Source organism: Xanthobacter tagetidis, assembly GCF_003667445.1.
Taxonomy (GTDB): domain Bacteria; phylum Pseudomonadota; class Alphaproteobacteria; order Rhizobiales; family Xanthobacteraceae; genus Xanthobacter; species Xanthobacter tagetidis.
The window spans coordinates 1-13,555 of record NZ_RCTF01000003.1 but is presented as its reverse complement, the minus strand read 5'-3'; the positions used below and the strand labels follow the sequence as shown (position 1 = coordinate 13,555).

Sequence of the window (13,555 nt, the reverse complement as noted above, 5' to 3'; positions counted from 1 at the left end):
GGCGAGGCCGCGCGCTGCACGTCGGCAGTTTCCAATCTCCCCGCCCTCGTTTATACCTCCGGCGGGCCGAGGAGAGAAGGCACGCGTTTCTCCGCTACAGCGGACCGCTCAGTCGGAGGTATTATATTGCCTAACATTTCGGTGGCGGCCGTAATCCCGCTCTACAACGGAGCGCCCTTCATCCGGGAGGCGCTCGAAAGCGTGATTGCCCAGACCGTCCCCGCAGATGAGATCATCGTGGTCGACGACGGATCCACCGACGACGGGCCGGCGATCGTCGCCGAGATGGCCAAGCTCCATCCCATCACGATGCTGCGCAAGCCCAATGGCGGGCAGTCTTCGGCGCGCAACATGGCGATCCGGCACACCACCTGCACCCATGTCGCGCTCCTGGACCAGGACGACGCCTGGTACGAGGACCATTTGGAGCGCCTGCGCCGCCCGTTCCTCGATGGCAAAGTGCGCCGGCTCGCTCTGGTCTATGGCGATCTCGATCAGGTCGACCGCAGCGGACGGCAGATGAGTTTGGGATGCATCGAGCGCGGTCCCTCGCCGCACCCCAAGCGTTCCCTGACCGACTGCCTGCGGCACGACATGTTCATCCTGCCCGGCGCGTCGCTGGTAGCGCGCCAGGCGATGATCGATGTCGGGCTGTTCGACGAGCGCCTCTCCGGCTACGAGGACGACGACCTGTTCCTGCGCCTGTTCTGCGCCGGGTTCGGCAGCGTGTACCTGCCGGTATCGGTGACGCGCTGGCGCGTCTATGGCGGCTCCACCTCCTTCAGCCATCGCATGGCGAAGTCGCGGATGATCTATTTCGACAAGCTCGTCGAGATGTTTCCCGACGATCTTTCGCTCGATCTGCACTGGGCACGGCACGTGATCGGGCCGCGCTTCATGGCGCTGGGGCGGAGCGATTTCCTGCGTAACGCGAAGATCGGCAACACGACCCTCATGCGCCAGAACTGGCGGGACATGCGGAAGTTCGCCCAAGTCCTGCGCTGGAAGGCGCGGGCCCGGTTGTGGCTGTTGGGGCCCCTGATCGAGGCGACCTGCCGCCGTCCGCTGACAGGCATCGCCCGGACGCTGGTGCGCCGCGCCTGCCGCTGACCCGGCCAGGGACAAGCGCGAGCAGGCGCTTGCGCCGGTGTGGCGAACCCCTTAAGAACGCCTTTCCGTGAGGCCACGTGGCGGAGTGGTTACGCAGCGGACTGCAAATCCGTGCACCCCGGTTCGATTCCGGGCGTGGCCTCCACCCCTTCACCTTCCCCAGCAAGAGCACCGCATCGCGCGTGACGCCCCCGCCCGCGGCGCCTTGCGGCGATTGCTGCAACGCACCCTCGCCGCCGACGCCAACCCGTTTCGGCGCCAGCGCTTTTGCCTTGCGCGGGCCGGCGCGCGCAGGCCGGCACCCGCGGCCGACATTGACTTGGCGCGTGCGGAGGTCTTCAAACGGCCGCGGAGCGGCCCGCGTGCGCGCGCCGCCGGAGATGGGAATGAACCCGAAACAGCCCGCCGGGCAAAAGCCCAAGCTTGATCGTGATGAGACCGTGACGGTGCTCCGCCGCCTGCTGCTGCAGGACGGGCGCCGCCACTGGAAGGGCTATGCGCTCGCCTTCCTCATGATGGGCACCATGGGCGCGTGCACCGCCGGTCTCGCCTATATCATGAAGGACGCGGTGGACGCGATCTTCGTCACACCCACCCCGGAGGCGGTGTGGGGCGTGGCGCTGGCGGTCATGGCGCTGTCCATCGTCAAGGGCGCGTCCGCCTACGGCCAGGTCATCACCATGGCGCGCGTCGGCAACCGCATCGTCGCCGACAACCAGAAGCGCGCCTTCGAGCAGCTCCTGCACCAGGACGTCTCCTACTACGCCCAGCGCCACACGGCCGAGACCAGCATGCGCTTCAATGCCGGCGCCAACGGCGCGCGCGGCAGCCTGGAGATGGTCATCTCCTCCATGGGGCGCGATGCGCTCTCCCTGGTGATGCTGGCGGGCGTCGCCATCGCCCAGGACCCGTTCCTGGCCGTGGTCGCCCTGGTGGTGATGCCGGTGGCGGTGCTCGGCACCCGCGTTCTGATCCGCAAGTCGAAGCATATCTTCGCCACCGGCTTCACCTCCGGCGTGAAGCTGTCGTCCATCGCGCTCGAGGTGTTCCAGGGCATCCGCACGGTGAAGGCCTACACCCTCGAAGACCAGATGCGCGATCGCACCCACGCCTTCATCGACCAGGTGGAGCAGGCCAGCAACCGGCTGGTCCGCACCCAGGCGAAGTCCAGCCCGCTGATGGAGACGCTGGGCGGCCTCGCGATCGGCGGCGTGATCCTCTATGCGGGCTACAACGTGATCGTGGCAGACCGCTCGCCGGGCCAGTTCTTCTCGGTGCTGACCGCCCTGCTTCTGGCCTACGAGCCGGCCAAGCGCCTCGCCCGGCTGCACGTGGACATCGTGCCTCACATCATGGGCGCGCGCATGCTGTTCGAGTTGCTCGACACCCCGGCCGTGGACCTCGACGCGCCCGGCACCCCGGCGCTGGAGCGCCCGCGCGGCCGCGTCGAGTTCAAGGACGTCGTGTTCGGCTATCGCAAGGGCGAGCCGGTGCTGCGCGGCCTGTCGCTCGTCGCCGAGCCGGGCCAGACCACGGCGCTGGTGGGCCAGTCCGGGGGTGGCAAGAGCACCATCATCAACCTCATCGAGCGCTTCTACGATCCGCACGAGGGCGTCATCACCCTCGACGGCATCGACCTCAAGGCGGTGACGCGCACCTCGGTGCGCGCGTCGAGCGCGCTGGTGAGCCAGGACGTGTACCTGTTCTCCGGCACGATCCGCGACAATATCGGCTTCGGCCGCCCGGGCGCGAGCGAGGAGGAGATCGTCGCCGCCGCCAAGGCCGCCCACGCCCACAGCTTCATCATGTCGTTCGAGCACGGGTACGACACCGCGGTGGGCGAGCACGGCGCCCAGCTCTCCGGCGGGCAGCGCCAGCGCGTCGCCATCGCCCGCGCGTTCCTGAAGAACGCCCCCATCCTGCTGCTCGACGAGGCCACCGCCGCGCTCGACAGCGAATCGGAGGCGGAGGTGCAGAAGGCGCTGCAAGAATTGCAGCACGCGCGCACCACCATCGTCATCGCCCACCGGCTCCAGACCGTGGTCCGTGCCGACCGGATCTGCGTGGTGGAGGCGGGCCGCGTGGTGGAGAGCGGCCGACACGAGGAACTGCTGGAGAAGCGCGGCCGCTATTACGGGCTCTATTACGCCCAGTTCGCGCACGAGCTGGACGCGCAGGCCGCAGAGACGGGAGAGGCGGCGGCCGACGCGACGCAGGCCCGCGCCAGCGCCTAGAACCCCCGCGCCAGCGCCTGGAACCCCCGCGCCAGCGCCGACACGAAAGGGCCGGCGCATGAGGCAGCCGGCCGCAGCGACCCCGGCGCAAGCGTTGCGCCATCGCGTTCCGGCGCAAGCTTGTCCACCGGCGCCGTGTCGCTGACGGGAAAAAGATCGTCTTGGCGCTTCACTTTCTCCCGCGCCGTTGCTATATGGCGCGCCTCGGCCCGTAGCGGCCTGATCCCCGATAGCTCAGTTGGTAGAGCGTTCGACTGTTAATCGAATGGTCGCAGGTTCGAGTCCTGCTCGGGGAGCCACTTTCACTGCCATCCCGATCTTGAGGCGCGCTGGTGCGCTCGGATTTGCCGTGCGCGCGGCCTGACGCGCGGCGGCGCGTGCGTTCCTGGCGGAGCGGCGGGAGCGCGGCGGAGAGGGATGCCCATTCCGGTGCCGGCGAACCTGCAGGCGCGCGTCCAGCCGATGACGGCAGGCGCCGATCAATGCCCGCGCGATATCGTCGCCCAGACGCCCGTCACATCCGGCCTGACGCCGTCCATCGCCGTGGAGCTGGACGCGTTGATCGCGACCGTCGACCGCGAGACGCGCCGTCTTGCTTTCGGAATCAGCACGAAATTGGCAGCGATCACGCGCCGATCAGCTTGCGGCGCGAGCTGATCGACACGTCATGGAGCTGGCGGGCGGCGCCTTGATACGCCTTCTTGGCGCCTGCCGGACCGGGCGGAGGTTCAGCCCACCTTGCCCTTGCCCTCGCCCTCGTTGAGGAAGTGCTCCAGCCAGTGGATGTCGTAGCGCCCCTCGGCGATGTCGCGGGTGCGCACCAGCGTGCGGAACAAAGGCAGCGTGGTGTCGATGCCGTCCACCACGAATTCGTCCAGCGCCCGGCGCAGGCGGCGCAGGCACTCGTCGCGGGTCTTGCCGTGGACGATCAGCTTGCCCACCAGGCTGTCATAGGTGGGCGGGATGACGTAGCCCTGATAGGCATTGGAATCGACCCGGATGCCGAGGCCGCCAGGCACGTGATAGTGGGTGATCCTGCCAGGCGAGGGCCGGAAGGTGGCCGGGTGCTCGGCGTTCACGCGGCACTCGATGGCGTGGCCTTCGATCACCACGTCGGACTGCTGGAGCGTCAGCGCCTCGCCCGCCGCTACCCGGATCTGCTCGTTGATGAGGTCGATGCCGGTGACCATTTCCGTCACCGGATGCTCCACCTGGATGCGGGTGTTCATCTCGATGAAGTAGAAGCGGCCGTTCTCGTACAGAAACTCGATCGTCCCGACGCCGAGATACTGGAGGTCCTGCATGGCCTTGGCGCAGGTCTCGCCGATCTGCGTGCGCTGCTCGGGGGTGATGACGGGCGACGGCGCCTCCTCCCACACCTTCTGGTGGCGGCGCTGCAGCGAGCAGTCGCGCTCGCCGAGATGGATCGCGTGGCCGCGCCCGTCGCCCAGCACCTGCACCTCGATGTGGCGCGGCGTGCTGAGATACTTCTCCAGATAGACCGCGTCGTCGCCAAAGGCCGCCAGCGCCTCGGTACGGGCGGTGGAGAGCGCATGGGAGAGGTCCTCCCGCGTCATCGCCACCTTCATGCCGCGCCCGCCACCGCCGGCCGCAGCCTTCACCAGCACCGGGAAGCCGATCTCTTCGGCCACGCGATGGGCCTCGTCGTCGGAGGTGATGCCGCCGTCCGAGCCGGGCACCACCGGGATGCCCAGGGACTGGGCGGTCTTCTTCGCCTCGATCTTGTCGCCCATGATGCGGATGTGCTCCGCCTTTGGGCCGATGAAGTGGATGTTGTGGTCGGCCAGGATCTCGGCGAAGCGGGCATTCTCCGCCAGGAAGCCGTAGCCGGGATGCACCGCGTCCGCCCCGGTGATCTCGCAGGCGGCGAGCAGCGAGGGGATGTTGAGGTAGCTCTCGCGCGCCGGGGGCGGGCCGATGCACACGCTCTCGTCCGCGAGGCGAACGTGCATGGCATCCGCGTCCGCCGTGGAATGGACCGCCACCGTCGCGATGCCCAGCTCCTTGCAGGCGCGCAGGATGCGCAGCGCGATCTCGCCCCGGTTGGCGATCAGGATCTTCTTGAACATCAGCTCTCCCCGCCTTCCGGCGCGATCATTCGATGATGAGCAGCGGCTCGCCGTACTCGACCGGCTGGCCATTGCCCACCAGCACGCGCGTCACGGTGCCGGAACGCGGGGCCGGAATGGCGTTCATGGTCTTCATGGCCTCGACGATGAGCACCGTCTGGCCTTCCTTGACGACCGAGCCCACGTCCACGAAGGGCGTGGCGCCGGGCTCTGCCGCGAGGTAGGCGGTGCCCACCATCGGCGAGGCGACGACGCCAGGGTGCTTCGAGAGGTCCGCGCCCTCGGCGGCGGCCGGGGCGGCGACGGCCACGGCCGGCGCCAGGGCCGCGGGAGCGACCGCGGGTCCTTGGGAGATGTTCACCGCCGCCGGCGTGCGGGCGACACGAATGCGCAGATGGTCGTGCTGGACCTCGATCTCGGTGAGGTCGGTCTCGGACAGGAGCTCGGCGAGTTCCTTGATGAGCGCGGTGTCGATGGTGGTCTTCGAGGGTTTCATCATGGTCCTGCTCTGGCCGGCCGCGTCGGGCCGCACGAGGGCTGTTGGAGTTGGCGCCCCTCAAGGGGCAGCGGGCAACCGGGCGAACGCCGCGATGGCGAGCGCGTAGCTCTGCGGGCCGAAGCCGCAGATCACGCCCCGCGCCACCGGCGACAGGAACGAGTGGTGGCGGAAGTCCTCGCGGGCGAACACGTTCGACAGGTGCACCTCGATCATGGGTACACCCACCGCCGCGACCGCGTCTCGCAGCGCAACGGAGGTATGTGTATACGCCGCGGCATTCAGGACGATGCCGCGCGCGCCTCTGGCGGCCTGAATGAGGTCCACGAGGCCGCCTTCCGAATTGGTCTGGCGGAAGACGATGTCGAAGCCGTGGCGGCGGCCCTCCTCCAGGCACAAGGCTTCTATGTCCGCGAGCGTCGCTGCGCCATAGATGCCCGGCTCCCGCGTGCCGAGGAGGTTCAGATTGGGCCCGTTGAGGACGTGGACTGTGCTGGACATCCGCGCAAGGTTCTGGCGCCGGCTCCGAGTGGCCGGCTGGCGCGTTATAGGGGTGCACGCGCCCCGTGGAAAGAGTGCCTGTTTCCGTGACGGACGGCGAGGCGTGGAGGAGGCGCGGCGGCCTGCGCCTTATTGGGCGAGGAAGCCGCCGTCCACGGGCAAGGTGTGGCCCGTTATCATGCCGGCCATGCCGCTCGCCAGGAACAGGGTGGCGGCCGCCACGTCCTCCGGCTCGGCGAGCCGGCCCATGGGCATCAGCCCTTCGAGCTTTGACCGCGTGGCGTCGTCGGCCAGCAGAGCGGCGATGAAGGGCGTGCGCACCCAGGTGGGCGCCACCGCATTCACCCGGATGCCGGCCGGCGCCAGTTCCACCGCCAAGGCGCGGGTGAAATTGACCAGCGCCCCCTTGCTCGCCTGGTAGGCCGGGTTGGGATAGGGCCCGCCGCCGGACAGGCCCATGATGGAGGCGATGTTGACGATCGCCCCGCCGCCCTGCGCGCGCATGTGCGGCACCGCCGCGCGGGCGCACAGGAAGGCGCCGGTGACGTTTACCGCGAACACCTTCTCCCATTCCCCGAGACTGAGGTCCTCCACCCCCTTGCGGATCGATAGGCCGGCATTGTTCACCAGCACGTCCGGCGCCCGCCCCTCGGCGGCAAGACCGGAGAAGCCCGCCGCCACCGCGGCCTCGTCGGTCACGTCGAGGGCGAGCGGCGTGGCGCGGCCGGGCGGCAATGCGAGGGCGGCGAGCGCTCCAGCGGCGGCCTCGGCCGAGAGGTCGGCAAGGATCACATGCGCGCCTTGCGCCGCGAAGGCCGCGGCGATGGCGAGGCCGATGCCGCCTGCCGCGCCGGTGACCAGCACGCGCGACTGCGAGAAGTCGAGGTCGGTGGCAGATGAGGTCATCAGCGGGGCTCCTGGCGGCGACGGCTTTCCATAAGGCCGCCCGCCGGAACAGGAAAGGGCGGCGCCGCGCGGCCGCGTGCCTGGCGGCATGCGATGATTTTTGCCTTCCGTCCGGCCGCACAATTGCTTAGGTCTGCCTGCCCCCCTTCACCCGCGCCGCCGGCGCGCCGCAAGGACCCGCTCATGTCCCCTCCCCTGGCCGGCCTTCGGGTCCTCGAACTCGCGCGCATCCTCGCCGGGCCGTGGTCCGGACAATTGCTGGCCGATCTCGGGGCGGAGGTCATCAAGGTCGAGCGGCCGGCGGGCGGCGACGACACCCGCACCTGGGGGCCGCCTTTCTTCACCGGCGCCGATGGCGCGCCTTTGGGCGCGGCCTATTTCCACGCCACCAACCGGGGCAAGAAGTCGGTGGCGGTGGATTTCGAGACCGCCGAGGGCCAGGCCACCATCCGCGCTCTGGCGCGGGAATGCGACGTCCTGATCGAGAACTTCAAGGTCGGCGGCCTGAAGAAGTACGGGCTCGATTATGAGAGCCTGAAGGCCGAGAATCCCCGCCTCGTCTATTGCTCCGTCACCGGCTTCGGCCAGGACGGTCCCTACGCGCCGCGCGCGGGCTACGACTTCCTGGTGCAGGGCATGGGCGGCATCATGGAGCTGACCGGGGAGCCCGACGGCGAGCCGGAAAAGGTGGGCGTCGCCTTCGCCGACATCTTCACCGGCCTCTATGCCACCGTCGGCATCCTCGCCGCCCTGCGCCGGCGCGAGGAGACCGGCGCCGGCGGCCATGTGGACATGGCGCTGCTGGACACCCAGGTGAGCGTGCTGGCCAACCAGGCCATGAACTATCTCGCCTCCGGCAAGGCGCCGACGCGCATGGGCAACGCCCATCCCAACATCGTACCCTACCAGGTGTTCGCCTGCGCCGACGGCCACCTCATCGTCGCGGTGGGCAATGACGGGCAGTTCGCGCGCTTCTGCGCCGTGCTCGGCGTGCCGGACCTGGCGCAGGATGCGCGCTTCTCCGGCAATGCCGGGCGTGTCGCCAACCGGGCCGAGTTGGTGCCGCTGCTCGCCGGCCTCGTGATCCGCCGCGAGCGCGACCCGCTGCTTGCGGCGCTGGAGAAGGAAGGCGTGCCGGCCGGTCCTATCAACACCATCCCCCAGGTGTTCGCGGACCCGCAGGTGATCCACCGCGGCCTCAATGTGGCGCTGCCCGAGGCGGGCGGCGGCACCCTGCCCTCGCTGGCAAGCCCGATCGTCATCGACGGCGTGCGGCAGGTGGCGGGACGCGCGAGCCCCCGCCTCGGCGGCGATACCGACACCGTGCTGGCGCTGCTGAAGACGCTGGCCACCGACTGACGCAGGGAGGCCCCATGGAGCCGTCATATGACGTGGTGATCGTCGGCGGGGCGGCGACCGGCTCCTCGGTCGCCTATCATCTCGCCGCCGATCCCGCCTTCACCGGCCGCGTGCTGGTGCTGGAGCAGGACCCGACCTATGCCCGCGCCCCCTCGGCGCTGTCGGCGGCCTCCATCCGCCAGCAATACTCGACCGCCATCAATGTCCAGATCTCGTTGTTCGGCATCGCGTTCCTGCGCGCCGCACCGGACGTGCTGGAGGTGGATGGCGACCGGCCGGCGCTCTCGCTCCATGAGGGCGGCTACCTCTTCCTCGCCAGCGCCGAGGGCCGCGCGGCGCTCGCAGCGGGACACCTTGTGCAGCAGGCGCACGGCGCCGACATCGCCCTCCTGGAACGGGATGCGCTCGCGGCGCGGTTCCCCTGGCTCGACGGCACGGGCATTGCCGCCGGCTGCCTGGGGCTCTCCGGGGAAGGCTGGTTCGACGGCTGGAGCCTGTTCATGGCGCTGCGCCGCAAGGCCCGCAGCCTGGGTGTCGACTACCGCGCCGCGCGGGCCGCGGCGGTCGAGACCTCCGGCGGCAGGGTCACCGGCGTGCGCCTGGAGGACGGGACGCGTATCGCTACCGGCATCGTCGTAAATGCGGCCGGCGCGGGCGGGCGGGCGCTCGCGGCCTCGGCGGGCATCGACATTCCGGTCCATATGAAGAAGCGGATGATCTTCACCTTCACCGCGGAAGACCCGCCGGAGGGCCTGCCTCTCGTGATCGACCCAAGCGGCGTCTATGTGCGCCCGGAGGGGCGCGGCTTCCTCGGCGGCTCGGCACCGGCGCCGCAGGACGATCCCGAAAGCGACGATTTCGAGGTCGACCACGCCTTCTTCGAGGACGTGGTCTGGCCGCGTCTCGCCGCCCGCATCCCGGCCTTCGAGCGCATCCGACAGGGCCGCGCCTGGGCCGGGCACTACGACATGAACGCCTTCGACCAGAACGCCTTCGTCGGTCCGGTGGCGGGGCTGGACGGCTTTCTTCTCGCCAACGGATTCTCGGGCCACGGCCTGCAGCAGTCGCCGGCCATCGGCCGCGGGCTGGCCGAGCTGATCGTCCACGGGCGCTACGCGAAGCTCGATCTCTCCCCCCTCGGCTTCGACCGCCTCGCCCGCAATGCGCCGCTGCGCGAACTGAAGGTGGTGTGAGGCGCGGCGGCCGCCCCAAGCCGCCATGGCATACTCTCGCCGCCGTCATGCTCCGGCTTGACCGGAGCATCCACGCGCCCTCCCCGCCGCGCGCCCGGCCGCAATATGGGCCCTCCGGTCAAGCCGGAGGGCGACGGCGGGAGCATCGCCGGGGGCGCGGGAGCGACCTTCCGGCCGGGGCGCGCGAACGCGGCCCCCTCGGCTCACTTCGGCATCACCACCGTGAGGTAGGGCGCGGGCGCCTTCTCGGCCGGGCCGATGGGTCCGAGCACCGTGTGCTTCACCGGCGGCAGGCTCTTCAGATAGACCGCGAGCGCCATCGCATCGGCGTCCGACAGGGCGCTGTAGGAGGGAAAAGGCATCACCGGGACGAGCATGCGCCCGTCCGGCCGCACGCCCTTGCGCACCGCATCGACGATCTCCGCCGCGCTCCAGGCGCCGAGGCCGGTTTCGCGGTCCGGGGTCAGATTCGGCGGATAGAAGATGCCGACGGTGGGGATCTGGAAGCCCACGTCCGCGCCGCCGAGATAGCGCGCCATGTCTGGCTTGCCGATGAGCGCGCCGGGCGTGTGGCAGCCGGTGCAGTCCATGATGGTCACGAGATACTTGCCGCGCTCCAGCTGGGTTTCGGCCGCCGCCGGCGCGGCCGACAGCGCCGCGAGCGCGACGGCGCCGGCGAAGGCGCAAGGCAGGAGGCCGGCGCGGGACCGGCGGCGTTCAGGCTTGAGGGCCATGTCGAAGTCACTCCGTTGAGACGAGGCGCGCCGATCCGCCGCCGAGCATGCGCCCGCCGGGCCAGGGGAGGAAGACCGGTCGCGATCGGGACCCGGCCTGCGCATCCTGCGCAAGGTCCGGCACGGCGCGGCCTGCGGGCGCGCGGCCACCCCGCGTGGCCGGCTGCGCCGTCGCTCCCGTCCGCCGCGGGCCGTGACGCCCCGCGCGGACAGGAGGGTCTGCACCGTGGCGCGGGTGGTTAGGGGCCCGCGCCTGAACCGGAAATGAACGGTGCGCCGGCCGCTTCCCGAGCCGCCCGCCGCCGTCCTGCGTCCAAACCGCCGCTGGCCTGAGCGCGCCAGTCGGGGCACGCTTGTTGCATCGGGGCGCGGATCGCCGGATCGTGGCGCAGGATCAATGTGGCCGCCGCCCAGGCGATCGCATTCCAGGCGAGAGGAGATGTGTCATGGCCTTCATCCACCGGGTCGGCGCGAAGTCCTATGCGTTCGCCGATTTGAAGGAGCTGATGGCCAAGGCGACGCCGCCACGCTCGGGCGACATGCTGGCCGGCATCGCCGCCGCCAGCGCGGAGGAGAACGTCGCCGCCAAGATGTGCCTCGCCGAGGTGCCGCTGAAGGCTTTCCTCTCCGAGGCTCTGGTGCCGTACGAGGCGGACGAGGTGACCCGGCTCATCCTCGACGGCCACGACCGCGCCGCCTTCGCTCCCGTAAGTGCCCTTACGGTAGGCGATTTTCGCGACTTCCTGCTGTCCGATGCGGCAACCCCGCAGGCGCTCGCCGCCCTCGCGCCGGGGCTGACGCCCGAGATGGCGGCGGCGGTCTCGAAGATCATGCGCAACCAGGACCTGATCCTCGCCGCCCGCAAGTGCCGGGTGGTCACGCGCTTTCGCAACACGATCGGCCTGCCGGGCACCATGGCGGTGCGGCTCCAGCCGAACCATCCCACCGACGACGCGGCCGGCGTCTCCGCCGTGATCCTCGACGGCCTGCTCTATGGCTGCGGCGACGCGGTGATCGGCATCAACCCCGCCTCCGACAGCCTGCCGGTGATCGACCGGCTGCTGAAGCTCATGGACGAGGTGATCCGGCGCTTCGACATCCCCACCCAGAGCTGCGTGCTCACCCATGTGACCAGCTCCATCGCGCTGATGAACCGCGGCGCGCCGGTGGACCTCGTGTTCCAGTCCATCGCCGGCACGGAGGGCGCCAATCGCTCGTTCGGCGTCGACCTTTCGGTGCTGAAGGAAGGCACCGACGCGGCGCGGGCGCTCAAGCGCGGCACGGTGGGCCAGAACGCCATGTATTTCGAGACCGGCCAGGGCTCGGCGCTTTCCGCCGGCGCCCATCACGGGGTCGACCAGCAGACCCTGGAGGCGCGGGCCTATGGGGTGGCGCGGGTGTTCGAGCCGCTCCTGGTGAACACGGTGGTGGGCTTCATCGGCCCGGAATATCTCTATGACGGCAAGCAGATCATCCGCGCCGGGCTGGAGGACCACTTCTGCGGCAAGCTGCTCGGCGTGCCGCTCGGGGTGGACGTCTGCTACACCAACCACGCGGAGGCCGACCAGGACGACATGGACACCCTCTTGACCCTGCTGGGCGCGGCGGGCGTGACCTATGTGATGGGCATTCCCGGCTCCGACGACGTGATGCTGAACTACCAGTCCACCTCGTTCCACGACGCGCTTTATGTGCGCGAGGTTCTCGGCCTCAAGCGCGCGCCCGAGTTCGAGGCGTGGCTGGAGAAGATGGGCATCGCCGGGGCGGACGGGCGCCTCCTTCCGGCCGACGCGCACCACCCGCTGCTCGGCTTCGTTGCGGACCAGGCGGCATGACCGCGCGCGACCCCTGGCTCAGCTTTGCCCGCCACACCCCGGCGCGCATCGCGCTCGGCCGCACCGGCGCGAGCCTGCCCACCGCCGAGGTGCTGCGCTTCGCGCTCGCCCACGCGCAGGCGCGCGATGCCGTGCACACGCCCTTCGATGGGGACACCGTGGAGCGCGACGTGCGCGAGCTCGGCTTCGGCACGGTGCGGGTTGAAAGCGCCGCCCCAGGCCGCGACGCCTATCTGCGGCGGCCGGACCTCGGCCGCACGCTCTCGGCCGAAAGCCGGGCGCGCCTTGGCGCCCTAAAGGCGCCGGCGAGCGACCTCGCCATCGTGGTGGCGGACGGACTCTCCTCCGCCGCGATCCATGCCCACGCCGTGCCGTTCCTTTCCGCGCTGAAACCCTGGATCGCGCGGCAGGGCTGGAGCCTTGCGCCGGTCGCCATCGCCGCGCAGGCGCGCGTCGCGCTGGGCGACGCGGTGGGCGAGCTGCTCCATGCGCGCGCCTGCCTGCTGCTGGTGGGCGAGCGGCCCGGCCTGTCCTCGCCCGACAGCCTCGGCCTCTACCTCACCTTCGCGCCCAAGACGGGCCGCTCGGACGCCGAGCGGAACTGCATCTCCAACGTGCGGCCCGAGGGGCTGTCCTACGACCTCGCCGCCTTCAAGCTCGCCTGGCACCTGAAGGAGGCGCTGGCCCGCTCGCTGACGGGGGTCGAGCTGAAGGACGAGAGCGACCTGCTCCTGGTGGACGGCCGGCCGCCGGCAGCGGCGCTGCCCGGCTGAGAGGCGCGGACTCCGTTCCGCTTCGCCATGCCCACCGCCTCGTCATGCTCCGGCTTGGCCGGAGCAACATTCCCGCCGCTGGAGATGCAGCCGCTCCAAGGGCCCTCCGGTCAAGCAACTGTGTTTCAGGCGTTGAATGGCGCGTCGTCTCGGACCATGGCGTTGAGGATGACGATCATCTTCCGCATGACGGCGGCGATTGCGAGCTTGGGTGGCTTTCCGGCGGCGACGAGGCGGGCATAGGTGGTTTGGAAGGGGCTCTTTCGGGCGCGGATGGCGGCGAGGACGCCCATGTAGAGGACGTTGCGCACCTGCCGTCGCCCG

At 70.1% G+C, this 13,555-nt stretch carries 12 protein-coding genes, 2 tRNA genes and 1 pseudogene; 9 read left to right on the top strand and 6 right to left on the bottom strand.

Going from position 1 to position 13,555, the window contains the following annotated elements; translation table 11 throughout:
* The first annotated feature begins 141 nt into the window (after positions 1–141).
* From D9R14_RS04490 to D9R14_RS04470, 5 genes are all read left to right on the top strand, one after another.
* Positions 142–1,110: a glycosyltransferase family 2 protein gene (locus D9R14_RS04490; RefSeq protein WP_170168490.1), complete on the top strand. Its 969-nt coding sequence runs from the start codon at positions 142–144 to the stop codon at positions 1,108–1,110.
* Positions 1,111–1,181: 71 nt separating this feature from the next.
* Positions 1,182–1,255, top strand: a tRNA-Cys gene (locus D9R14_RS04485).
* Positions 1,256–1,496: 241 nt separating this feature from the next.
* A complete protein-coding gene (locus D9R14_RS04480) occupies positions 1,497–3,344 on the top strand; it encodes an ABC transporter ATP-binding protein (protein ID WP_121622129.1) in 1,848 nt (615 codons plus the stop codon).
* A gap of 223 nt (positions 3,345–3,567) precedes the next feature.
* Positions 3,568–3,643: transfer RNA gene (locus D9R14_RS04475), tRNA-Asn, on the top strand.
* Positions 3,644–3,761: 118 nt separating this feature from the next.
* Positions 3,762–4,001, top strand: a complete 240-nt coding sequence (locus tag D9R14_RS04470; protein ID WP_121622128.1) for a hypothetical protein — start codon at positions 3,762–3,764, stop codon at positions 3,999–4,001.
* A gap of 71 nt (positions 4,002–4,072) precedes the next feature.
* Here D9R14_RS04470 and accC read toward each other — a convergent pair whose 3' ends face one another.
* The 4 genes from accC to D9R14_RS04450 all read right to left on the bottom strand — a co-directional run bounded on the left by accC (position 4,073) and on the right by D9R14_RS04450 (position 7,337).
* A complete protein-coding gene (gene accC, locus D9R14_RS04465; protein ID WP_121622127.1) occupies positions 4,073–5,434 on the bottom strand; it encodes an acetyl-CoA carboxylase biotin carboxylase subunit in 1,362 nt (453 codons plus the stop codon).
* 25 nt (positions 5,435–5,459) lie between these two features.
* Complete coding sequence (accB, locus tag D9R14_RS04460) at positions 5,460–5,930, bottom strand: acetyl-CoA carboxylase biotin carboxyl carrier protein (protein WP_394010513.1); 471 nt, start codon at positions 5,928–5,930, stop codon at positions 5,460–5,462.
* A gap of 60 nt (positions 5,931–5,990) precedes the next feature.
* Complete coding sequence (aroQ, locus tag D9R14_RS04455; protein WP_121622125.1) at positions 5,991–6,431, bottom strand: type II 3-dehydroquinate dehydratase; 441 nt, start codon at positions 6,429–6,431, stop codon at positions 5,991–5,993.
* 129 nt (positions 6,432–6,560) lie between these two features.
* A complete protein-coding gene (locus D9R14_RS04450) occupies positions 6,561–7,337 on the bottom strand; it encodes an SDR family NAD(P)-dependent oxidoreductase (RefSeq protein ID WP_121622124.1) in 777 nt (258 codons plus the stop codon).
* A gap of 183 nt (positions 7,338–7,520) precedes the next feature.
* On the opposite strand from D9R14_RS04450, the gene D9R14_RS04445 reads away from it, so the two are divergent.
* The gene (locus D9R14_RS04445) at positions 7,521–8,696 is read left to right on the top strand and encodes a CaiB/BaiF CoA transferase family protein (protein ID WP_121622123.1); all 1,176 of its coding nucleotides are present in this window, start codon (positions 7,521–7,523) and stop codon (positions 8,694–8,696) included.
* A 14-nt stretch (positions 8,697–8,710) separates the two neighbouring features.
* On the top strand, positions 8,711–9,889 hold the full coding sequence (locus D9R14_RS04440) for an NAD(P)/FAD-dependent oxidoreductase (protein WP_121622122.1): 1,179 nt from the start codon (positions 8,711–8,713) through the stop codon (positions 9,887–9,889).
* 203 nt (positions 9,890–10,092) lie between these two features.
* Here the strand turns inward: D9R14_RS04440 and D9R14_RS04435 are convergent, their stop codons facing one another.
* Positions 10,093–10,623 carry a c-type cytochrome gene (locus D9R14_RS04435; RefSeq protein ID WP_210210810.1) on the bottom strand — a complete coding sequence of 177 codons (531 nt, stop codon included), beginning with the start codon at positions 10,621–10,623 and terminating at the stop codon, positions 10,093–10,095.
* Between the two features lie 446 nt (positions 10,624–11,069).
* Here D9R14_RS04435 and D9R14_RS04430 point away from each other — a divergent pair, with 446 nt between their 5' ends.
* Both D9R14_RS04430 and eutC read left to right on the top strand, forming a co-directional pair.
* A complete protein-coding gene (locus D9R14_RS04430; protein ID WP_121622121.1) occupies positions 11,070–12,458 on the top strand; it encodes an ethanolamine ammonia-lyase subunit EutB in 1,389 nt (462 codons plus the stop codon).
* Complete coding sequence (eutC, locus tag D9R14_RS04425) at positions 12,455–13,231, top strand: ethanolamine ammonia-lyase subunit EutC (protein ID WP_121622120.1); 777 nt, start codon at positions 12,455–12,457, stop codon at positions 13,229–13,231. Before D9R14_RS04430 ends, eutC begins: the two co-directional genes overlap by 4 nt.
* A gap of 125 nt (positions 13,232–13,356) precedes the next feature.
* Here eutC and D9R14_RS04420 read toward each other — a convergent pair.
* Positions 13,357–13,555: pseudogene (locus tag D9R14_RS04420) on the bottom strand (IS110 family transposase); the annotation flags it as partial.

Coding starts and splice junctions, on each gene's coding strand:
- D9R14_RS04480 (WP_121622129.1), top strand. CDS start 1,497: ATGAACCCGAAACAGCCCGCCGGGCAAAAGCCCAAGCTTGATCGTGAT.
- D9R14_RS04470 (WP_121622128.1), top strand. CDS start 3,762: ATGCCCATTCCGGTGCCGGCGAACCTGCAGGCGCGCGTCCAGCCGATG.
- accC (WP_121622127.1), bottom strand. CDS start 5,434: ATGTTCAAGAAGATCCTGATCGCCAACCGGGGCGAGATCGCGCTGCGC.
- accB (WP_394010513.1), bottom strand. CDS start 5,930: ATGAAACCCTCGAAGACCACCATCGACACCGCGCTCATCAAGGAACTC.
- aroQ (WP_121622125.1), bottom strand. CDS start 6,431: ATGTCCAGCACAGTCCACGTCCTCAACGGGCCCAATCTGAACCTCCTC.
- D9R14_RS04450 (WP_121622124.1), bottom strand. CDS start 7,337: ATGACCTCATCTGCCACCGACCTCGACTTCTCGCAGTCGCGCGTGCTG.
- D9R14_RS04445 (WP_121622123.1), top strand. CDS start 7,521: ATGTCCCCTCCCCTGGCCGGCCTTCGGGTCCTCGAACTCGCGCGCATC.
- D9R14_RS04440 (WP_121622122.1), top strand. CDS start 8,711: ATGGAGCCGTCATATGACGTGGTGATCGTCGGCGGGGCGGCGACCGGC.
- D9R14_RS04435 (WP_210210810.1), bottom strand. CDS start 10,623: ATGGCCCTCAAGCCTGAACGCCGCCGGTCCCGCGCCGGCCTCCTGCCT.
- D9R14_RS04430 (WP_121622121.1), top strand. CDS start 11,070: ATGGCCTTCATCCACCGGGTCGGCGCGAAGTCCTATGCGTTCGCCGAT.
- eutC (WP_121622120.1), top strand. CDS start 12,455: ATGACCGCGCGCGACCCCTGGCTCAGCTTTGCCCGCCACACCCCGGCG.